Here is a 20,034-nt window from a genome sequence, read left to right on the forward strand (position 1 = left end):
GCAGCAACCGGACCCCACCGTGTTCTACGCCATCCCGCTCGAGAACAAGCCGAGCTGGCGCAACCCACCGTGGCTGACGGTGCTGCTGATCCTCGTGAACATGATCGTGTGGTGGGGGCCGCAGACCAGCGAGGAGAACGGCCGCGAGCGCGCCGCCCGCTACTACGCCAAGAGCGTGCTGCCCGAGCTGGAGCTGCCGCCCTTCGTGGAGTGGCTGAAGAAGACCGACGCGAAGCGCGGCAAGCTGGGCGAACGCATGTTGAAGGCCGAGGTCTACGACCAGTTGATCGAAGCCATGGAGCACGACAAGGCCTTCCAGAAGAAGCTGAAGGCCGAAGAGATCATCACGCCCGCCCACCCGCAGTACGCCGAGTGGAAGCGCGACCGCCAGCAGTACGAGTCGATGCTGCCCGCCCCCTTCACCGAACGCTGGGCGCAGGACTACGCCAAGGACGCCGGGTTCAGCAAGCCCTGGACCCTCATCACCTCCGCCTTCCTGCATGGCAGCACCAGCCACCTGCTGGGCAACATGCTGTTCCTCTTCCTGTTCGGCGCCTCGGTCGAACTCGCGCTGGGCCGCAGCACCTACCTCACCTTCTACCTGCTGGGCTGCGTGGGCGCCTCGGCGCTGGCCGCCTGGGCCTACGCGGGCAAGGGCTCCTACGGGCTGGGCGCCTCGGGCGGGGTCTCCGCGCTGATGGGCATGTACGCGGTGATGTACCGGCTGCGGCGCATCCGCTTCTTCTATCAGCTGTTCTTCTATTTCAACTACGTCAGCGCGCCGGCCCTGCTGCTGCTGCCGGCCTGGATCGTCAACGAGCTGATGCAGCACTGGCTTGCCGACGAGGGCGTCGCCTACATGGCCCACCTGGGCGGCCTGCTCACGGGCGCCGCGCTGATGGCCGGCGCCATGCTGCTGGGCCGCGTGAAGACACCCGAGACGGTGAAGTCGGAAATGGCGAACGACGACGACCGCTTCGACCAGCACGTGGCGGCTGCCCGCCGGCTGGGCGCCGCGATGAAGTTCGAGCAGGCCGCGGCCGAATGGCGCGCCGCCTCGGCCCTGCGCCCCGGCGACACCGACACGCTGCGCGCCTGGTTCAACACCGCGCGCCTGCAGCCCGCGAGCGAAGACTTCCATCAGGCCGCGCGCCGCATCTTCCGCCTGCCCGCCACCGACCCCGAGACGATCGCGCTGCAGCACGCCAGCTACCGCACCTACCTCGACCAGGCCAAGCCGGGCCTGCGCCTGAAGCCCGACGACATGGCGCGGCTCGCGCGCCGGTTCGCGCGCATCCGCGAATTCGGCGATGCCGACATGCTGTGCCGCATCCTGCTGAAGACGGCGCCCGACCACCCCCAGCTGGCGGACACGCTCTCGGTGTGCGCCAACGGCCTGCTGCACGCGGGCGAACGCGAGAAGGCCATCGGCCTCCTGCCGCACCTGCTGCGGCTCGCGCCCAACGACATGGTCACGCGCGCCCTGCAGCGCGCCTGACCGCGGAGCCTCGGGCCATGCCCCTGTCCAACCCCAAGGCGTGGCAACGCCACTGGCACGCGGTGTTCGACGAGGCACTGGGCCCGGACGGCCCCGAGCCCGAAGACATGCCCGACGACATCGACACCGATTTCAGGCTGCAGTTCGAGCTCTGGGACCTGAACGCCGCGGCGCGCGAACGGGTCTTCTCGGTCTTCCCCCGGCACGGCGACATGCTCGCCAGGATCCAGACGCACCAGGCCGCACCGCGGCGGGCCATCGGTCCGGACGAGGCAACGCGCCAGCTGCGCGACGGCCTGGGGTTGCTGAAGGGCATGGGCATCGAGGCGCCGGATGCAGCCACCACCGTCGAGGTCATCGACGACAGCAAGACGACCTTGCTCAAGGCCTTTGCCACCGCCGAGAGCCCCTTCGTCTATTTGCACGACCAGCTCGGCGAGATGGCCTTGCAGGAAACCGGCGATGCGGGAAAAGACGCGTACCACTTTCTCGTGGAACCGCTCTACCGCCTGGCCGCGTCGTACCCGGTGCTTCACTGGATTCTCTGGCCGCTGTGCGCAACGCCCGGCGCGGTGGACCCCACCGAAGCCAGCTACCGGCTGTGGCAAGGCGGATGGTCGCCGGGCTGGCAAGAGGACCGGCTCTTCATCTTCGACCGCCGGAAGGAATTCGGTCTCGCGTAGCAACGGCTGCGCCAGCCGTCACACCGCCGTCACGCGAGCGCCACGCCGTGGCACTGCAATTGCAGTAAACCGCGTGTAAAGCCGACCGCGCCCCTCGGGCATCGTTGAACTTGAGGACGCTCGCCTGCTCCATCCGGGGCTTCTGCCTACTTCCATTGCCTGATCCATGCCTGACCACACCCCCTCCCGCTTCGCCCTCATCCTCACAGCCCTGGCCATCGCCGCGCTCGCAGGGTGCTCGCGCACCAGCGTGGAGACGCCCGGCGCAGCCAAGGCGAGCGTCGCCGCACCAGAAAAGGAAGTCGGCGCCGTCACCCTGAAGCATGAAACCCTCGCGCTGAGCACCGAGCTCCCCGGCCGCACCGCCGCGCCGGTCATCGCCGAGATCCGCCCGCAGGTGGGCGGCATCCTGAAGGAGCGGCTCTTTACAGAAGGCTCGCAGGTCAAGGCCGGCCAGGTGCTCTACCAGCTCGACCCGGCCTCGCTACAGGCGGCGCACGCCAGCGCCCAGGCCAGCGTGCGCAAGGCCGAATCGGCCCTGGCCACGGCCCGCACGGTGGCAAAACGCAACGCCGAACTGGTGAAGATCGACGCCATCAGCCGCCAGGTGTTCGACGAATCGCAGGCCGCCGAGCAACAGGCCGAAGCCGACCTCGGCGTGGCCCGCGCGGCCGAGCAGACCGCGCGCATCCAGCTGGGCTACACGCGCATCACCTCGCCGATCACCGGCTGGGCCGAACTCTCGACCGTGACCCCGGGCGCGCTGGTCACCGCCAACCAGGCGGCGGCGATGACCACCGTGCAGCAGCTCGATCCGATCCACGTGCACGTCACGCAATCGAGCAGCGAGCTGCTGCGCCTGAAGCGCGAGCTCGCCAGCGGCCGGCTGCAGCGCGCGAACAACGCCGAGGCGAGCATCCAGCTGGTGCTCGAGGACGGCAGCAAGTATCCGCATGCCGGGCGCCTGACCTTCAGCGGCGTCACGGTCGATGCCGGCACCGGCAGTGTCACGCTGCGTGCGGTGGTGCCCAACCCCGACCGGCTGCTGATGCCCGGCATGTACGTGCGCGCCGTGCTGCAGGAAGGCGTGAACCAGGCCGCGCTGCTGGTGCCGCAGCAGGCGGTGACGCGCGCGCCGGACGGCAGCGCCTCGGCGCTGGTGATCGACACCGAGAACAAGGTCGCCAAGCGGCCCATCAGCGTCGGCCGCGCGGTCGGCACGCAGTGGCAGGTGATCGACGGCCTGGCCGCGGGCGACCGCGTGATGATGGAAGGCTCGCAGCGCGTGAAGGTCGGAGACAAGGTACGCGTGGTCGATCTCGGCGCAAAGCCGGTGACCAGCCCTGCAGCGGGCGTGGGTCCGGTTCCCGGCCCCGTGGCGGCCGCAAAGCCCGACGCCGCTTCCGCAACCATCGCGCGCTGAGGCCCCGCCATGGCCCAGTTCTTCATCGACCGCCCCATCTTCGCGTGGGTGCTCTCCATCGTCGTCATGCTCGCCGGGCTGATGGCGATCCGCACGCTGCCTCTGGAGCAGTACCCCGACATCGCGCCGCCGCGCGTATCCATCAACGCCACCTACACCGGCGCCTCGGCCAAGACGGTGGAAGACTCCGTCACCCAGGTCATCGAGCAGCAGATGAAGGGGCTGGACAACCTGCTGTACATGCAGTCGACCAGCAACTCGTCGGGCGTGGCGCGCCTGTCGCTCACCTTCAACGCGGGCACCAACATCGACGTCGCCCAGATGCAGGTGCAGAACAAGCTGCAGCAGGCCATGTCGCGCCTGCCGCAGCAGGTGCAGAGCCGCGGCGTCACAGTCACCAAGGGCGGCAACGACTTCTTGCTGATCGTCTCGATGTACTCGGGCGACGGCAGCGCCTCCGCGGTGGACGTGGGCGACTACATCAGCAGCAACCTGGTCGACGTGATCAGCCGCATCGACGGCGTGGGCGAGGTGCAGACGCTGGGCACCGGCTACGCGATGCGCCTCTGGCTGGACCCCGACAAGCTGCGCAAGTACGCGCTCATGCCCTCGGACGTGGGCAACGCCATCACCGCGCAGAACGCGCAGGTGTCGGCCGGTCAGCTGGGCGCGCTGCCGGCCGGCGCGCAGCAGCAGCTGAACGCCACCATCACGGCGCGCAGCAAGCTGCAGACGGTCGAGCAGTTCGAGAACGTGGTGCTGCGCGCCACACCCGACGGCGCCGTGGTGCGCCTGCGCGACGTGGCGCGCGTGGAACTCGGCGCCGAGAACCTCACGGTGCGCTCGCAACTGGGCGGCCGACCCGGCGCGGGCCTGGGCGTGGTGCTGGCCGACGGCGCCAACGCGGTGCAGGTGGCAGAGGCGGTGAAGGCCAAGGTGGCCGAGCTGCAGCCGCTGTTTCCGAATCAGCTGCAGACCTTCGTGAGCTACGACACCACGCCCTTCGTGAGCGCGTCCATCGACGAGGTGGTGAAGGCGCTGGCCGAGGCGATGCTGCTGGTGGTGCTGGTGATGTACGTCTTCCTGCAGAACTTCCGCGCCACGCTGATCCCCGCGATCGCGGTGCCGGTGGTGCTCTTGGGCACCTTCGGCGTGCTCTCCATTGCCGGCTATTCGATCAACACGCTCACCATGTTCGGCATGGTGCTGGCCATCGGCCTCTTGGTGGACGATGCCATCGTGGTGGTGGAGAACGTCGAGCGCGTGATGCACGAGGAAGGCCTCTCGCCCAAGGAAGCCACGCGCAAGTCGATGGCCGAGATCACGCCCGCGCTCGTGGGCATCGCACTGGTGCTGTCGGCGGTGTTCATCCCGATGGCCTTCTTCGGCGGCTCGACCGGCATGATCTACCGGCAGTTCTCGATCACCATCGTCTCGGCGATGGCGCTGTCGGTGTTCGTGGCGCTCACGCTCACGCCGGCGCTGTGCGCGACGTTGCTCAAGCCCGTTGCCAAGGGCCAGCATGCGGTGCCGCGCAAGGGCGTGCTGGGCGTGGTCGACCGCTTCTTCGCAGGCTTCAACCGCAATTTCGACAAGGGCGCCGACCGCTACCAGAGCGTGGTCGGCGGCATCGTGCGGCGCGGCAAGCGCAGCCTCGTGGTGTACCTGCTGATCGCGGCGGCGATGGCGGTGCTCTTCATGCGCCTGCCCACCTCCTTCCTGCCCGACGAGGACCAGGCCTTCCTGCAGGTGCAGGTGACGCTGCCGCCGGGTGCCTCGGACGCGCGGCTGCAGCCGGTGGTCACGCAGATGCAGAACTACTTCACCAAGCAGCCCGAGGTGGTGAGCGTGAACGTCATCACCGGGCAGAACGGCGACCAGAGTTCGGCGCGCGCCTTCGTCAAGCTCAAGGACTGGGCCGAGCGCGAAGGCGACGGGCAATCGGCCGCCGCGCTCGCACGCCGCGCCAACAAGGACCTCTCGACCATCCGCGACGCGCGCGTGTTCGTGCTGCTGCCGCCGGCGGTGCGCGGGCTGGGCGCGAATGCGGGCTTCAATTTCCACCTGAAGGACATCAACGGCCTCGGCCACGATGCGCTGGTGAAGGCGCGCGACCAGGTCATCGAGCTGCTGTCCAAGCGCTCCGACGTGGTCGTGAACGTGCGCAGCAACAACCTGGACGACACGCCGCAGTTCGCGGTGGACATCGACGATGCGCGCGCCGGCGCGGCGAGCCTGGCCACCGCCGACATCGACAGCACGCTCTCCAGCGCGATGGGCGGCACCTACATCAACGACTTCCTGGACAACGGGCGCGTCAAGCGCGTGTACATGCAGGGCGACACCGCCTTTCGCATGCTGCCCGCCGACATCGACCGCTGGAGCGTGCGCAACAGCCTCGGGCAGATGGTGCCGTTCCCGGCGTTCTCGAGTTCGCGCTGGACCTACGGCTCGCCGCAGCTGCAGCGCTACAACGGCAGCCCGAGCTACGAGTTCGTGGGCGATGCCGCGCCGGGCGTGAGCTCGGGCGACGCCATGGCCGCGGTGGACGAGGTGATGAAGCAGATGCCGCCGGGCATCGGCTACGAGTGGACCGGCGCGTCGTTCCAGGAACGGCTCTCGGGCGCGCAGGCGCCGGTGCTCTATGCCATCTCGATCCTGTTCGTGTTCCTGTGCCTGGCCGCGCTCTACGAGAGCTGGTCGGTGCCGTTCTCGGTGATCCTCGTGGTGCCGCTGGGCATCGTGGGCGCGCTGCTGTTCACCAGCTTCCGGGGCCTGAGCAACGACGTGTACTTCCAGGTCGGCTTGCTGACGACGGTGGGGCTCTCGTCGAAGAACGCGATCCTGATCGTGGAGTTCGCCAAGCAGTTGCAGGAGCAGGGCAAGGGCGTGATCGAGGCGACGCTGGAAGCGGTGCGCCTGCGGCTGCGGCCCATCCTGATGACCTCGCTGGCCTTCGGCTTCGGCGTGCTGCCGCTGGCCATCGGCACCGGCGCGGGCGCGGGTGGCCGCCAGTCGATCGGTACCCCAGTGTTGGGCGGCATGGTGGTGGGCACCGCGCTCGGCATCTTCTTCGTGCCGCTGTTCTTCGCGCTGATCCGCGGGTGGCTGGAGGGGAGGCGCAAGCCGGCCAAGGCTGAAGCACCGGACGCATTGCCTGCGCCCGCCGCAGAACAGGGAGGCCACTGATGCGACGCGCGTCCCTCCCCCGCTTTCCGCTGCGCACGCTGGCCTGTGCGGCCATGGCTTCGGCCGTGCTCTCGGGCTGCATCAACCTCGCACCCGCATATGAAACGCCCACTTCGCCCGTGCCGCAGGCCTTGCCTTCGGGCGGTGCGAGCGGTGCCAATGCAGCCGCGCCGCTCGACGTCAGCTGGCGCGATTTCTTCGTCGACAAGCGCCTGCAAGGCGTGATCGAACTCGCGCTCGCCAACAACCGCGACCTGCGCGTGGCGGCGCTCAACATCGAGCGCGCCCGCGCCCAGTACGGCATTGCGCGCGCGGGCCTGTTCCCGACCGTCGAAGCCGGCGCGGGCGGCAGCCGCTCGCGCACGCCCGGCAGCCTCTCGACCAGCGGCGAGGCGCGCATCTCCTCGCAGTACAGCGCCGACCTCGGCATGACGGCTTACGAGCTCGACCTGTTCGGGCGCGTTCGCAACCTGAGCGAATCGGCATTGCAGAGCTACTTCCAGACCGAGGAAACCCGACGCAGCACGCAGATCAGCCTGGTGGCTTCCGTCGCCACGGCCTGGCTGCAACTGGCTGCGGACGAGCAGCGCCTGGCGCTTGCGCGCAGCACGCTCGAGAGCCAGCGCAAGTCCTTCGACCTGATCCAGCGCAGCCATGCGCTGGGTTCGCAGTCGGGCCTCGCGCTCGCGCAGTCGCAAAGCACGGTCGATGCCGCGCGGGCCGATGCCGCTGCGTTCGACAGCCTGGTGGAGCAGGACCGCAACGCGCTCACACTGCTCGTCGGCACCACGCCACCGGCGGAGCTGCTGCCGACCACGGCGACGGCCGAAGCCGCGCAACTGCTCGTGCCCCCAGCCGGCCTCTCGTCGAGCGTGCTGCAGCAGCGCCCCGACGTGCGCGCCGCCGAGCACGCCCTGCGCGCGAGCAACGCAGACATCGGCGCGGCGCGCGCGGCCTTCTTTCCGCGCATCGCGCTCACGGCTTCGGCGGGTACGGCGAGCAGCACGCTCTCGGGCCTGTTCACCAGCGGCAGCAAGGCGTGGAGCTTCGCGCCGTCGGTCAGCGTGCCGATCTTCGACGGCGGCGCGAATCGCTCGAACCTGAAGGTGGCCGAGGCGCAGCAGAAGATACAGCTCGCGACCTACGAGAAGACGGTGCAGACGGCATTTCGCGAAGTGGCCGATGCGCTCGCCGAGCGCCGCACGCTGGCCGAGCGGCTCGATGCGCAGCGTTCGCTGCTGGGTGCGACCTCGCGCAGCTTCGAGCTGTCGCAGTCGCTCTTCCGGAGCGGCGCGACGAGCTTCCTCGATGTGCTGGATGCGCAGCGCGCCCACTACGCGGCGCAGCAGACGCTGATCGGCCTGCAGCTCACCGAGCAGACCAACCGGCTCACGATCTACAGGACGCTGGGCGGCGGCTGGAGCGAGGGCTCGGACGGGAAGGGCTAGCCGAGGGGCCGGGTCGCGTGCCCGCCAACGAGCCATCGCCCATCTCGAATGTGCGGGGTGCCGATGGGGCTGGCACAAGCACCAGCGAGCGTAGATATTGGCATGGGATACCGCTCGGGCGCATCATCAGCCGTCTGTTTTGCGTCAGCCGGGCAAGATGCGAGCTGACCACCAGCAGGCCGCTGGGAACCATGAGTCTGCCGACTGGAACGAGTCGAGCCTGCAATCACGCGGTACTGCAGTACCTTGTCCCTGCCTTGTCCGGAAGGCCCCATCGATGAGGCGAACGGATCTGGCTGAGCGATTTCTGTTGTGGCCTGTTGTTCATGGTTCGCTTCCTGATTTGAACTGGAGAAAATCATCGAGATCGTGCAAGGTAGTCAAACAGGCAGGTCGAAACCGCGATGTCGGAGCGTCACAGCGATGACGACTGAATGCGAGAGCTGTTGTCGTGTACAGCGGCCCGCTCCCACAGGGTGCCTGCAGGCCGCCACCGACAGTTCGCGGGTTCTTCCACGAGCTTGACGATGATTGAAGTCGAGGCGTGGGACGAGATGGGAAGAACGGCCATCGCACCCAACGCGAGCAATGTCTGTCGGCGCGTTGGCGTTGTATTGACAGTCATCAATGATTGCCTCACTTGATCGCCACCGCATCGGCCGGCGCGCCGGGCACGGCCACGCGAAACCTGAGCCCGTCGAGCAACTTGTCCCATAAGGCAATAGCGTCTTCATCGTTCAGGGAAGAGGTTGCAGCGGCCCCCACGCGATCCGATGCGACTTTGGTGTGCATCGTCACATTCAGCCGCGCGGGGCGCGCGACGTTACCGCTCTGGCCAATGAACAGCCATTCGAATTCTTGTGTTCCGTCGGGGTAGCGCACGAGCGACTCTTCACCGGCCCAGCCGTGAACGTTTTTCTTGCCCTCGCGCAAGGTTGTGAGCTTGGGATAGCTGCTGCCTGCTTCGCGCTTGCGGTCGTCGATCAGCTTGAGCAGGCCCTCGCCGTTGCTGCCCCGAGTGCTTGCGGCCTGATTGCTCTCGACGCTGAAGACAACATCGGGCAATGCCGCCATGTGCAGGCCGACTTGCGAGAGGGCACTGCTGAACGAGGCGTCGTAAGTGAATCCGTATTCGTGGCAAAGCCCTTGATCGGTGGGAACTTCGTCTGGTTCGCGCGGACGCAAATTCTTGGCGGTTTCTACTGCGTCTGCGAGCAAAGATGACGCTGTCACCTTTTGACTCTTGGCCGTTGCATCACTGTCCATGAAGATGTGAGGTCCGACGATGTAGTAGAAGCGAAAGCCTTCCAGTTCAAGTTTTTTGGCCGTGTCATCCATATAGGAACGAATCAGCCACATGTTGGGAGCGGGTCCCTTGCCGAAGTAGGCGATCTCGGCGGTCTTTTCGGCTGCCAGAATCTTCGCCCGCTCAGCCTTCATGACCTTCTCGATTTCCTTGGCCTGGTTGGGCAATGTCGGAAAGTCGCGCCCAAATACGAGGCGCGAATCCACTGGCACGGTCAGCACATAGCGCCCGAAGCACAGCAGTTTGGTGTGTTCGAACAGTCTCGCGATACGAGGGTTCATGGTTGCATCATTCATTGCTGCTCTTTCGAGGGGTATTCCCACTCCTTCTTGGCCCACCATGCGGGGTCATAGGCATTGGCAATGCGCACGATGCCGTAGAGCGTCGAGGCAATGGCGCCGCTGTTCTTGTAGCTGCCCTGGTGGTCGTAGCCCATCTGGGCGAACTTGATCCTGGCTTGGACCTTGTCCGCGCTGCGTTGCACTGGCACGGTGCCGTCCGCGGCCGTGTCGGGCGGCTGGAGCCTGAGTTGCAGCGCCACCCCATTTGCCCCTTTCACTCGCAAGGTGCCCGTGCTGTTGTCGCCTTTTTCGCCCTCAACTGGCGCCCACATCAAGGGATTGCCTGCGGCAGCGGCATCGCCGTCGACCACGCGCCAGACCACCTCGTTCCAAGCCCGCTGCGCCGGGTCGCTGCCGTAGTGCGCATAGGTGCAGTCGTGGAAGGTGTCCTGGATAGCGTCAGCGAATCTCATGGCATTGATGATTCGCCGCATCGTCGCCTCTGGTCCTATCTGCTCCTTGCTCTTGCCACCTTTTTTAGGAGGCATCTTTATCTGTTCCGCCGGATCAATCCAATCCGGATTGATCAGCCGCCACCACTTCTGCGGCCCCAGGGTGTAAATCTCGGCCACAGCGTCGGCTTGTGGCAGTTTGACCAGGGTCTTTCCCTCCTGATCCTGTACATGCAGCCATTGCGTTCCGTAAGCCGTAGCCGGCAGCAGCTCCAGGCCGCCTTGCGCATTAGCCAGCACCGCAGTCACTTTCTCCCCGGTTTCTCCCAGCACCTTCTGGGTGATGTTTCCCGGCACATCCCAGAAACCCTTGCCGCCCTCGAAGCCCGCGCGAATGCGCTTGTAGGCCGCGGCTGCGCCGGTCGTCGGCATCACCCCGTGCACGATGCCCAATACCTTGCTCTTGATCTTTCCGTAGTCCGGGTGGATGAGGGCGCGCGCCAGAATCCCGCCCATGCTGTGGGTCACGAGGATGACGCCCGGACAGTTGAATCCGTTCTCGTTGTAGGTCTCCACCAGCTTTTCGATCTTTGGCGCCAGAGACTTCGCCTCATCGCCATTGCTCTTGAGCCAGTTGTAGCCAAAGGCATGCACGGGGTACCAGCAGTCGCCGATTTTCTTGAGATCGTCTTCCGTCAACGGGTCCCCACTTGCGCCGCCGAAGCTTGAAGTTTTACGCCCGACCAGCGCCTCACGGCTACCTTGGTCGGACCAACTTTTAGTGACGTTCACCGTTTCGCCCTGGCTCTGAAGCATGTCGTTGAGTTGCCGCTCTATGCGTTGGATGATGTCGCCGTAGGAGCTGAACATCACCTCGCTCCAGCCCCGGGCTCGGGCCTTCTGCGCGGCGGTGAAGCTCTGCCGGTTGCTCGCCAACGGGTGATTGGGGTCGGCCTTGGGGTCGCTCACCAGCAGCTTGCTGATATTGCCAAGGTCGTCGGGCACGTTGTTGTGGCGCCTGTCAGAGTTGACGGTCTCATCGCCTGTCGCGTCAAAGAGATTGGCGCCGTTGTCGGTGACGTTGTAGCGGTCCACCTCGACTTCGTCGGGGTCCAGGCGCATCTGGCGTTCGGCGGCACTCGCGTTGCGCCGACCCAACGCATCGCCCGTCTTGTCTGGCCACCAGGAGATGTTGTCGTCGCGTTTGATCTGCGCCTGCCGTGCCTTGGACAAGCGCAGGTTGCTGCCCATGATGCCGGGCAGGAACACGATGGGAATGAGCTTGCCCGGTGGCACGCGCACATGGACCTTGCGTTTGTCCGCCACCGGTGTCGTCACAACTGCTACGTCGGCAAAACCACCCATCCCCAAGCTGAAGTCCAGCCACGCATCTTCGTCTTCGCCCTGTGCCGCCATTACTTGCTCCTGCCCTTGGTTTTCCCCATCCAACGCACTCTGTAGACCTCCGGCCCATCGGAGCGCTGCAAATGCGTGACGCCGTCAGTGCCTGTGGCGACGCCGCTCTTCGTTTTCTGATGGCCAGGAGGAGTGGCAGCCTCGCCATCGCGGGTGAGCTTGAAGAGCTGCTTGGCCGCTGGCGTGTTCTTTTCGTCGAGGTGATGAAAGACCACCTCCTGATCGAACGGAGCCTTCACATCCTGGTTCATCATTTCGGCCGTTCGACTGTCCGGCCCCACCAAGCTGTGCGTAGCCGCATGCTCGCGCCACACACCATTGGTGCCATGCACGATGCCCGAGGCATCCCATCGGGTGTAGCTACTCCCCCCGTTGATCAGGATCTCTTCTTTTGCGGTGATGCTGATCCTGTTGGCCTCCAGCCTGATATCGAGCTTGGCCATGAGCTTGATGCTGTCCTGCAGCGCCACGATGTCGATGCCCGCGGTGGCCGCCGTCAGGCGAATGGCCTTGTAGGCGAAGAGGCGAACAGCGTCCTTGACGCTGGCCAACAGGCTCTTGCCCGCGCTGATGCTGGTATGGCCGCCACTGCTCAGTGCGGTGTGCGCGACGCTTGCGATGTGCGTCGTCGTGCCGGCAGTACTGTGAATGCCTGCCGGGCTGGCAAGCACCAGATGGGCTTCGTTGAGTTCCGGGAAGTGGCCCTGCGCCGTGTTGCCGCCCTTGCCCTTGATCGCGTCGTTGTGCTCCTTCAGAACCTTCGTGACGGCATCCTGATCGCCTGTGTTGTGCGCCTTGGCCTGCTGCGCCATCTCGCTCAGTCCCTCATGCAGATCGCGCGCCTGCGTGAGCCTGAAGATGGTCTCGCCCATGTCGGTGATGTGCGCCTGCGCATTGGGCCTGGCCTCCGTGGTGAGCAGCAAACCCTTGGCGGCGCGGACGGCGCCATGGCCGTCCGTGCGCAGTTCGGCACCCTGGCCCCGGTCATCCTTGCGACCTGCCGTGTCTTCGATGCGCCCGATGTGTCCGAGGCTCAGACTGCTGCTCAGGTGATCGCTCTTGAGCTGCGCCTGGATCTTGCCGGGATGGTCGTCGAGTTCCAGGTGGTTGCCTCGCGCACCCAGCCCGCTGCCATCCTCACTCAGTTCGCGGCTGCGAAAGCCCGACAGATTTTTCTGTGCGGGCAGTAGCCTGGGCGGCATGTTCAGCCGGTTGTAGACGCGCCCCGTGACGATGGGCCGGTCGGGGTCGCCATTCTCGAAGTCGACGATCACCTCCTGACCGATGCGCGGAACCTGCATGCCGCCGAACTGGGAGCCGGCCCAGGGGGAGGCCACGCGAATCCAGCAGGAGGAGTTCTCGTCCTTGGTGCAGTAGCGGTTCCAGTGGAAGCTGACCTTGATGCGGCCGTACTCGTCGGTCCAGATTTCCTGCCCATTCGGGCCGGTGACGATGGCCGTTTGCGGGCCCGTGGTGTGCGGCTTGGGCTGGGTCTGCGGGGAGCGGAAGATCTTGTTGGCGGGCTGAACCTCGAAGTCTGTATGGCAAACGTAGTCTTCCTGGCCGCTGGCATGCCCGCTTTCGTGCAGGCGCAGAGTGCTGGCGATGACCAGATACTCCCGGTTCGCCGCATCCTGCGGATAGTTGACCAGCGAGAAGGTGCACCCCGTCACCACCGCGCGCAGGTTGCCGCTTCCCCGGCCACGGCTACCGGGCGCGCCCGTCGCTTCCATGCGGGTTCGCGCGAGGTCGTAGCCTTCGCCCGGGTCGCTGTAGTCGCCCGGCCACTTGTAGATCTCCTGCGTGCTGTTGCCCGTGTTGCGCGGCATCCGGGAGGTCTGCTGGAGCCTTGCGCGCGGCTGGGTGAAATCGAAATCGTCAGTCACCCATTGGCCCGATTCGAGGTTCTCGATGCTGCAGAAATCGTTGCAGTATTCCTCGTCGATCTTGTGCCCGGGCGGGTAGTAGCTGATGGCCTGGTAGGCCTCGCTTTCGAACCGCTTGTGGGCCCCGAGGTCGTCCAACAGCACCAACCTGTGCGCACCTTCCTTGTGCTCGAAGAAATAGTAGATGCCGAATTCCTGCATCAGCCGGGTGATGAACTCGAAGTCCGTCTCGCCGTACTGGACCTGAAACACCCGCTGGGGGTAGCGATGGGTGACGCGCCTTTCAGTGGGGAAGCTGTAGTCGGCCAACACCTCCTCGATGATCTCCAGCGGGGTCTTGTTCTGGAAGATCCTGTAGTCGCTGGTACGTGTGGCAAGGATCAGCCACGGCCGCAGAGTGATTTCGTAGATGCCTCGGCGGCTCTCGTGCTGCACGAACCGGGCGCTGGTCACCAAGCCGTTGATTTCGCGTGTGCCGGCACCCATGCGGACCGCAAAGCCTTTGCCGTCCAGTTCGATGCAGATGCTGAACTCTTTGCCGATCAGTTGCTTGATCGGCACATTGGCGGTTATGTATTCGGTGAGCGCTGGGCTGTCGGGGGTCTGCAGGCGGACGGTGTATTCGAAGAGTTCGCCCAACGCCTCGCGGCCGTCAAGCGACTTGAACTCCAGCGCGGGGTTGCCCAGCAGGCTGGGCATGGCGGCGCTGCCGACGGAAATGGTCCGCGAAACAGTAAAGATGGAAGACACGCACAGACCTTGACGAGTGATCGTTCAAAAAGTCTGAGGCCTCTATGTCCAGCACCTTTGCAAACAATGGTCGCCCGACCTCCGTCAGCGGACAAACCCAAAAAGAGTGCGGAGTAGTTGGCAGAACTTGTTGTGCTGCGAGATATTGACCGACGCATCGCTACAGGCGCCGTGAAGTGGAATCGCGAGTTCGACAGCTAGCCAGCCTCCGGCGCCGGCCGCAGCAACCAGCGCACTTCCTGCGTCTGCTCGCTGTCGGGGTAGCGCGACTCCATCGTGGTGAGGATCGGCTGCGCCATGTCGGCGCGGCCCAGCCCCTGCACCAACGCGCGCGCCGCGAGCTCATAGGCCTGCGGAATCGTCTCGTTCCCGCGGAAGCGGCGATCGAACCCCGACAGCAGCGCGAGCGTGGCGTGCGCATCGCCGTTGCGCCATTCGGCCCGTGCCATCGCGATGACCGTGGCCGCATCGTCGAGCGCAAAGGCCTTGTCCTTCTCGCGGCAGGCCTTGAAGACCTTGAGCGCTTCGGACGAAAGATCGCGCCGCATCAAGAGGGGAATGAAGCGCCTGGCCTGGTCGAGCATCGTGCTCTGCTTGTCCGGCATCATCGACAGCACGCGGTGGTAGCGGCGCTGCGCGGGCACGTCGTCGATCGCGGCGGTGCGCTGCGCCTCGTAGGCGGTGCCCAGCGCAGCGGCCAGGTCGCCTTCGGTGATGAACTGCGCCACTTCGGCGTCGATGCGCTGTGCGGCGATCTGCGCGGGCGTGCGGCGGTCCACCGGCATGCCGTCGCCCACGCCGCCACCGGGCACCACGTCGATGCCGAAGGCGTCGTGGTGCTGGTACATCACGTAGCCCAAGAGGCTCGCCATCACCCAGCCAAAGTAGATGAACGCGAAGTTGACGATCGGCAGGATGATCCGGCCGTCGAACATCGGCGCCACCATCGAAATCGCGACCTGCGCACCCGTGCTCAGCATGAACAGGAACAGGCACAGCAGCGCGTACGGCCAGCCGACGGTGCGGATCGCATCCCACACATGCCCCGGGTTCATCGCCTGGAAGAAGCTGCCCGACTGCACCAGCACGAGCACCGCGGCCGGAAAGCTGAACGACATGACGAAGAGCGCGACGGTGCCCAGCACCGGCTCGTACCACGCAAGCCAGCCGATCAGGAAACCCTGCACCAGCGAGATGGCGAAGAGCTTCCACGGCAGGTAGGTCCACTCGTCGCTCGATTCGCGCCCGAAGTCGGCCGACTGCCAGATGCCGCGCGCACCCAGCGCAGTGATCTTGAAGCCGTAGCGGCTGGCAGCCAGCATGATGCCGACCTCGATGACGATGAACGCCAGCACGTCGGGCAGGAAGAAGATCGCGTCGTAGAGCAGGCTGCAGAACGACAGCACGAGGCCATAGGCCAGCGGCCGCATCTGGAGCGGAAAGGCGAAGAAGCTGTTGAGGCGGTGCCAGAACGGCGGCGGGGGTGGCAGCGAATCCTGGACGATCATGGCCGCACCTATTTACGGAAGAAGTCGCTCTGGCTCATGGCGCCGCGCCCCCCCACGCGCACCACGGTGGCTTCGTCGGCATGCACGAGGCGCACCTGGCCCAGCTCGCGCTCCAGGCGCTGGGTGAAGCTGGTCTTGAACTGGAGGATCGATTCGCCCATCTTGAGCACGCTGGTGCCCTGGACGGTGGCACTCTTGCGGTCGGGCGCGAGCTCGACGCTGTCGATGTTGTAGTCGTATTCGATGGCGAGGATGCTGCCGACCTGGTCGCTGATCCCGCGCAGCTTCTCGAAGGTCCGGTGCTGGGCCTCGCAGGCCTCGTCGCGGTTGTGGGTGGTCTCCACCGTCTTGCCCATCATCGTGGTCTTGCTCTCGATGACGGCTTTGCGGCTGAGCTGCTTGCACAGCTTGTCGGCGTCATTGGCGGAAATGGCGCGCGCTTCCTTGTAGTAGTAGTCGCGCACCATCGGCTCGTCGAGCTTGCGGCCGCCGATAAAGAAGTACCACGCGCCCACGCAGAGCACGATGACGATCGCAATTTGCTTCATTCCACCTCCCGCGCGTGCGCGGCCCCGCTCCGATTTTGCGGGGCAGTATACGTTAACGAATGTTTCCAAAACCGGGGTTTTTCGGGGATCCGGCGACCTGTTGCTTGAATCCGGCAGCCCTGCGGGGCCGTACCTTGTCCATGCCCAGCGATGCCCGACAATCCGCCGATGACAGCACCCAGCCCCGACGCCGAACTGATGGCGCTGATCGATCGGATCGGCCATCGCGACGAAGCCGCCCTGCGCCAGCTCTACGACCGCACCGCGCCCAAGCTCATGGGTCTGGCGATGCGCGTGGTCCGGCAGCGCGAATGGGCCGAGGATGTGCTGCAGGAGGCGTTTCTCACGGTCTGGCGCGTGGCCGGCGACTACCGCGCCACGCTGAGCCCGCCCCTCGCCTGGCTGGGCCTGATCGTGCGAAGCCGCGCGCTCGACCTGTTGCGCCGCCGCACCGCCGACCGCGCCCAGCTCACGCAGGAGTTCGACGAGCTGATGGCGGACACCCTGGAATCGGATGCACCCAACCCCGCCGACACGGCCGATGCGAGCGAGCAGGCCTGGGCGTTGCACCAGTGCCTGAGTCAACTCGAAGGCAAGCAGCGCGAAGTGGTGAGCCTCGCCTACCTGCGCGAGATGAGCCACGGCGAGCTGGCCGAGCAGCTCAAGCTGCCGCTGGGCACGGTCAAGACCTGGATCCGGCGCGGCCTCGAGAAGCTGCGCACCTGCATGGGTCGTTTTGCGTGACGACGGTGAAGAAAGCAGCCCCTCCATGAACCTCACCGCCCACCCCGAACTGCTCGAACTGCTGGCCGCGAGCCACGCGCTCGGCACCCTGCGCGGCGGCGCGCGGCGCCGCTTCGAGGCCCTGGCGCGCGAACAGGCGCCGGTGCGCGCCGCAGCGCTGGTCTGGCAGAGCCGGCTCGCGAGCATGACCGAGCTGCAGAGCCCGATCGTTCCCGATGCCGCCGTCTGGACCCGCATCCGCAACATCATCGATGCCGAAAAGGCGCAGCACGCCATCGAACGGCAACGCGACGAAGCCAATGCCAAGGCTGCGGCCCATCCACAGGGCGGATGGCTGCGCAGCCTCGCGCTCTGGCGCGGCGCCACGGCCGCCGGCGCGCTCGCGACGGTGCTGGCCGTGGTCGTCGGCATGAACCTGCGCGACCAGCTGAACAACGCGCCGGCCGTGCAGTACGTGGCCGTGCTGTCCGACGACCAGGCCGCCGCCTCGCTGCTGGTGACCTTCGATCCGAAGAAGAAGCAGCTGGTGCTGCAGCGCGTGGGCAGCTACAGCGAAGGCACCGACAAGTCGCTGCAGCTCTGGGCCCTGCCGCCCGGCGGCGCGCCACGTTCGCTCGGCGTGCTCGACAACGCACCGGCCCTGCGGCTGGCTGCGTCAGAATCCGATGTGCACCAGGTGCCGACCCTGGCCGTTACCCTGGAAGCCAAGGGCGGCGTGCCACCGGGCAGCGGTCCGAAGGGTCCCGTCGTGTTCAAGGGCGCCCTGATCGAAAAAACAATCTGATTTGCTTTCTTCCGTCTTTCCGATGCCTTCGATGAAATCCGCGCTGGCCGCGGCCGCGCTGCTGATGGCGGCGCTTGCCTCCCACGCCCAGACCGCCTCGGCCGCCTTCCCCTACGAGGCGGACGGCGCCACTGCCGCCGACGCCACCTCCGACTACCTCGCCGCCAAGGCGCGCTGGCACAACGAGCTCGCGGCCTTCGCACGCGCCGACCAGGAGCGCCTGCCGCCCCCGGGCGGCGTGGTGTTCGTGGGCAGCTCCACCGTGCGCATGTGGACCCGCCTTGCGCAGGACTTTGCCCGCGTGCCCGGCGGCGTCGTCAACCGCGGCTTCGGCGGCTCGACGCTGGCCGACTGCAGCCTCTTCGCCCGCGAACTGGTGGTGCGCTACAAGCCGCGGCAGGTGATGGTGTATGCGGGCGACAACGACCTGGCCGAGGGTCGCACGCCGCTGCAGGTGCTCGACAGCTTCGCGCGCTTTGCCAACGCGGTGCGCGCCGAACTCCCGGATGCGCGCATCAGCTTCATCTCGGTCAAGCCCAGCCCGTCGCGCGAGCAGCTGATGCCGCAGATCCGCGAGACCAACCACGTGATCTCGGCCTACCTCAACCTGCTGCCCAATAGCGAGTTCATCGACATCTACACGCCGATGCTCGGCGCCGATGGCCGGCCGCGGATGGAATTGTTCCGCGGGGACCGGCTGCATATGACGGATGAAGGCTATCGGCTGTGGCACTCGGTGATCGCGTCGCACCTGCCGGGGGCGACTCCGCCGCCTGCGCCCTCCAGCCTTCCCTGACCTGCCTCAGGCCTGCGCTGGCGCGGTCGGCATGTCATCCGCCGGCGGCGGCACATCCGCCCCGCGCGTGAACCGCGCCACGAAATACATCCCTGCGAACACCGAGAGCAGCAGCAGCCCGTCGCCCCACCATGGCCGCGCGGTCTGGCTGTCGCCGTAGAAGGCCAGCACCAGCAGCACCGCCACGAGGTGCGCGCAGAACACGGGCAGCGAGGCCGACCCCATCGCCTCCAGCCAGTGCAGCCGTGGAATCCGGCGCATCAGCCAGGGGCCGAAACGCACCGCCAGGATGCCCAGCGCCACGAGGTTCACGAGACGCAGCGGGCCGAGCTGCCACTTGTCGAACAGCAGGTTCAGCTCCACGTCGCCGCCAAACGGTGCCTGGCCGTTGATGCCGGTGTGGCGCCAGTAGACCCCGTAGAGCGCGATGCCGGCCGCCAGCACCAGCAGCCACCACGGAAAGCGCAGCGGCCGTGCCTCGGGCCCGTTGCGGGTGGCGCCGATGCACAGCCCCGCGAACCAGAGGAACTGCCAGGCGTAGGTGTTGAAGGCCCCCATCTCGTGGAACGGCACCGGAATGCGCAGGTAGTGCACGGCGAGGCCGTAGATCCATTCGCTGATGCCGAACTGCGCCGCCGCCCACACGGCCACGCTCGCCACCATCACCAGCGTCCAGCCGTGGCGCATGGCAAAAGCCAGCACCCAGGGGCTCATGAGCATGAAGAAGATGTACATCGGCAGGATGTCGAGCAACGCCGGTTCGTAGATGAGCAGCAGGCCGAAGAAGAAGCCGTCGCGCGGCTCGGCCAGGTAGTACGACACCAGGTTCTTCACCGCCGGCTGGTCGATGTGCAGCCCGACCGCGGCGATCACGGTGAACAGGAACAGAAGGATCGCCGCCTGGCACAGGTAGACCTTGACCACGCGCCGCCAGAACGCGACGCGCATCGACTCGACCCCGCGAACGTAGCCGATGCGGCTGTAGACCAGCCCCGCCACGAAGGCCGACAACAAGACGAAGCCTTCGGCGGCCGAGACGAAGCCGAAAGGCTGGCCCAGCGGGTCGGTCAGGCGAGTGGGAAGGTGGGTGACGGTCATCAGCACGAGCATCAGCCCGCGCAAGGCGTCTATTTCCCAGTAGCGTTTCATCGGTCGGCGGCGAGGTCTTGGTGGCGGTCTGCGCGGCGCACGCACGACGTGGTGGATTGTAAGAAGGCTGATGCAAACCGCGCTCGGCCGGGGTGCAGATGCGAACGACATATGACGGTTGGCACTGCCGTACTGACGCGCAAATCGGCTACGCTGCGCGCTGCCCCAAGGAG

The 20,034-nt window shown here is 66.3% G+C and carries 14 protein-coding genes; 8 read left to right on the forward strand and 6 right to left on the reverse strand.

Going from position 1 to position 20,034, the window contains the following annotated elements:
• Window positions 1–19: 19 nt before the first annotated feature.
• The 5 genes from J2W23_RS23075 (at window position 20) to J2W23_RS23095 (ending at window position 8,241) form a co-directional block, all read left to right on the forward strand.
• Window positions 20–1,498 carry a rhomboid family intramembrane serine protease gene (locus J2W23_RS23075; RefSeq protein ID WP_307650396.1) on the forward strand — a complete coding sequence of 493 codons (1,479 nt, stop codon included), beginning with the start codon at window positions 20–22 and terminating at the stop codon, window positions 1,496–1,498.
• Window positions 1,499–1,515: 17 nt separating this feature from the next.
• The gene (locus J2W23_RS23080; protein ID WP_307650397.1) at window positions 1,516–2,181 is read left to right on the forward strand and encodes a hypothetical protein; all 666 of its coding nucleotides are present in this window, start codon (window positions 1,516–1,518) and stop codon (window positions 2,179–2,181) included.
• A gap of 166 nt (window positions 2,182–2,347) precedes the next feature.
• Window positions 2,348–3,604, forward strand: coding sequence for an efflux RND transporter periplasmic adaptor subunit (locus J2W23_RS23085; protein ID WP_307650398.1), 1,257 nt, complete (start codon window positions 2,348–2,350; stop codon window positions 3,602–3,604).
• A gap of 9 nt (window positions 3,605–3,613) precedes the next feature.
• Window positions 3,614–6,793, forward strand: coding sequence for an efflux RND transporter permease subunit (locus J2W23_RS23090; RefSeq protein WP_307650399.1), 3,180 nt, complete (start codon window positions 3,614–3,616; stop codon window positions 6,791–6,793).
• Window positions 6,793–8,241: an efflux transporter outer membrane subunit gene (locus J2W23_RS23095; protein ID WP_307650400.1), complete on the forward strand. Its 1,449-nt coding sequence runs from the start codon at window positions 6,793–6,795 to the stop codon at window positions 8,239–8,241. Before J2W23_RS23090 ends, J2W23_RS23095 begins: the two co-directional genes overlap by 1 nt.
• 636 nt (window positions 8,242–8,877) lie before the next feature.
• On the opposite strand, the gene J2W23_RS23100 is transcribed toward J2W23_RS23095, so the two are convergent.
• The 5 genes from J2W23_RS23100 to J2W23_RS23120 all read right to left on the reverse strand — a co-directional run bounded on the left by J2W23_RS23100 (window position 8,878) and on the right by J2W23_RS23120 (window position 16,388).
• On the reverse strand, window positions 8,878–9,843 hold the full coding sequence (locus tag J2W23_RS23100) for a T6SS immunity protein Tli4 family protein (RefSeq protein ID WP_307650401.1): 966 nt from the start codon (window positions 9,841–9,843) through the stop codon (window positions 8,878–8,880).
• A complete protein-coding gene (locus tag J2W23_RS23105; RefSeq protein WP_307650402.1) occupies window positions 9,840–11,696 on the reverse strand; it encodes an esterase/lipase family protein in 1,857 nt (618 codons plus the stop codon). The genes J2W23_RS23100 and J2W23_RS23105 overlap by 4 nt, the downstream gene beginning before the upstream one ends.
• The gene (locus J2W23_RS23110) at window positions 11,696–14,332 is read right to left on the reverse strand and encodes a type VI secretion system Vgr family protein (RefSeq protein ID WP_307650403.1); all 2,637 of its coding nucleotides are present in this window, start codon (window positions 14,330–14,332) and stop codon (window positions 11,696–11,698) included. Before J2W23_RS23110 ends, J2W23_RS23105 begins: the two co-directional genes overlap by 1 nt.
• Window positions 14,333–14,529: 197 nt before the next feature.
• Window positions 14,530–15,840, reverse strand: coding sequence for a hypothetical protein (locus J2W23_RS23115; protein ID WP_307650404.1), 1,311 nt, complete (start codon window positions 15,838–15,840; stop codon window positions 14,530–14,532).
• A gap of 8 nt (window positions 15,841–15,848) precedes the next feature.
• Window positions 15,849–16,388: a hypothetical protein gene (locus J2W23_RS23120; RefSeq protein ID WP_307650405.1), complete on the reverse strand. Its 540-nt coding sequence runs from the start codon at window positions 16,386–16,388 to the stop codon at window positions 15,849–15,851.
• Between the two features lie 168 nt (window positions 16,389–16,556).
• Here J2W23_RS23120 and J2W23_RS23125 point away from each other — a divergent pair, with 168 nt between their 5' ends.
• The 3 genes from J2W23_RS23125 to J2W23_RS23135 are packed head-to-tail and all read left to right on the forward strand — an operon-like array spanning window position 16,557 to window position 18,712.
• Window positions 16,557–17,132 (forward strand): RNA polymerase sigma factor, encoded by a 576-nt coding sequence (locus tag J2W23_RS23125; protein ID WP_307650406.1) that lies wholly within the window; start codon window positions 16,557–16,559, stop codon window positions 17,130–17,132.
• 25 nt (window positions 17,133–17,157) lie between these two features.
• Complete coding sequence (locus tag J2W23_RS23130) at window positions 17,158–17,916, forward strand: anti-sigma factor (RefSeq protein WP_176661448.1); 759 nt, start codon at window positions 17,158–17,160, stop codon at window positions 17,914–17,916.
• 31 nt (window positions 17,917–17,947) lie between these two features.
• Window positions 17,948–18,712, forward strand: a complete 765-nt coding sequence (locus J2W23_RS23135; protein ID WP_307650534.1) for an SGNH/GDSL hydrolase family protein — start codon at window positions 17,948–17,950, stop codon at window positions 18,710–18,712.
• A gap of 6 nt (window positions 18,713–18,718) precedes the next feature.
• Here J2W23_RS23135 and opgC read toward each other — a convergent pair whose 3' ends face one another.
• Window positions 18,719–19,861, reverse strand: coding sequence for an OpgC domain-containing protein (gene opgC / locus J2W23_RS23140; protein WP_307650407.1), 1,143 nt, complete (start codon window positions 19,859–19,861; stop codon window positions 18,719–18,721).
• Window positions 19,862–20,034: the final 173 nt, after the last annotated feature.

Source organism: Variovorax boronicumulans, from assembly GCF_030812215.1.
Classification (GTDB): Bacteria; Pseudomonadota; Gammaproteobacteria; order Burkholderiales; family Burkholderiaceae_C; genus Variovorax; species Variovorax boronicumulans_C.

Bases quoted from the DNA above. Each gene is read 5' to 3' on its own strand.
- J2W23_RS23080 (WP_307650397.1), top strand. From the start codon at position 1,516: ATGCCCCTGTCCAACCCCAAGGCGTGGCAACGCCACTGGCACGCGGTG.
- J2W23_RS23085 (WP_307650398.1), top strand. From the start codon at position 2,348: ATGCCTGACCACACCCCCTCCCGCTTCGCCCTCATCCTCACAGCCCTG.
- J2W23_RS23090 (WP_307650399.1), top strand. From the start codon at position 3,614: ATGGCCCAGTTCTTCATCGACCGCCCCATCTTCGCGTGGGTGCTCTCC.
- J2W23_RS23095 (WP_307650400.1), top strand. From the start codon at position 6,793: ATGCGACGCGCGTCCCTCCCCCGCTTTCCGCTGCGCACGCTGGCCTGT.
- J2W23_RS23100 (WP_307650401.1), bottom strand. From the start codon at position 9,843: ATGAATGATGCAACCATGAACCCTCGTATCGCGAGACTGTTCGAACAC.
- J2W23_RS23105 (WP_307650402.1), bottom strand. From the start codon at position 11,696: ATGGCGGCACAGGGCGAAGACGAAGATGCGTGGCTGGACTTCAGCTTG.
- J2W23_RS23115 (WP_307650404.1), bottom strand. From the start codon at position 15,840: ATGATCGTCCAGGATTCGCTGCCACCCCCGCCGCCGTTCTGGCACCGC.
- J2W23_RS23120 (WP_307650405.1), bottom strand. From the start codon at position 16,388: ATGAAGCAAATTGCGATCGTCATCGTGCTCTGCGTGGGCGCGTGGTAC.
- J2W23_RS23125 (WP_307650406.1), top strand. From the start codon at position 16,557: ATGACAGCACCCAGCCCCGACGCCGAACTGATGGCGCTGATCGATCGG.
- J2W23_RS23130 (WP_176661448.1), top strand. From the start codon at position 17,158: ATGAACCTCACCGCCCACCCCGAACTGCTCGAACTGCTGGCCGCGAGC.
- J2W23_RS23135 (WP_307650534.1), top strand. From the start codon at position 17,948: ATGAAATCCGCGCTGGCCGCGGCCGCGCTGCTGATGGCGGCGCTTGCC.
- opgC (WP_307650407.1), bottom strand. From the start codon at position 19,861: ATGAAACGCTACTGGGAAATAGACGCCTTGCGCGGGCTGATGCTCGTG.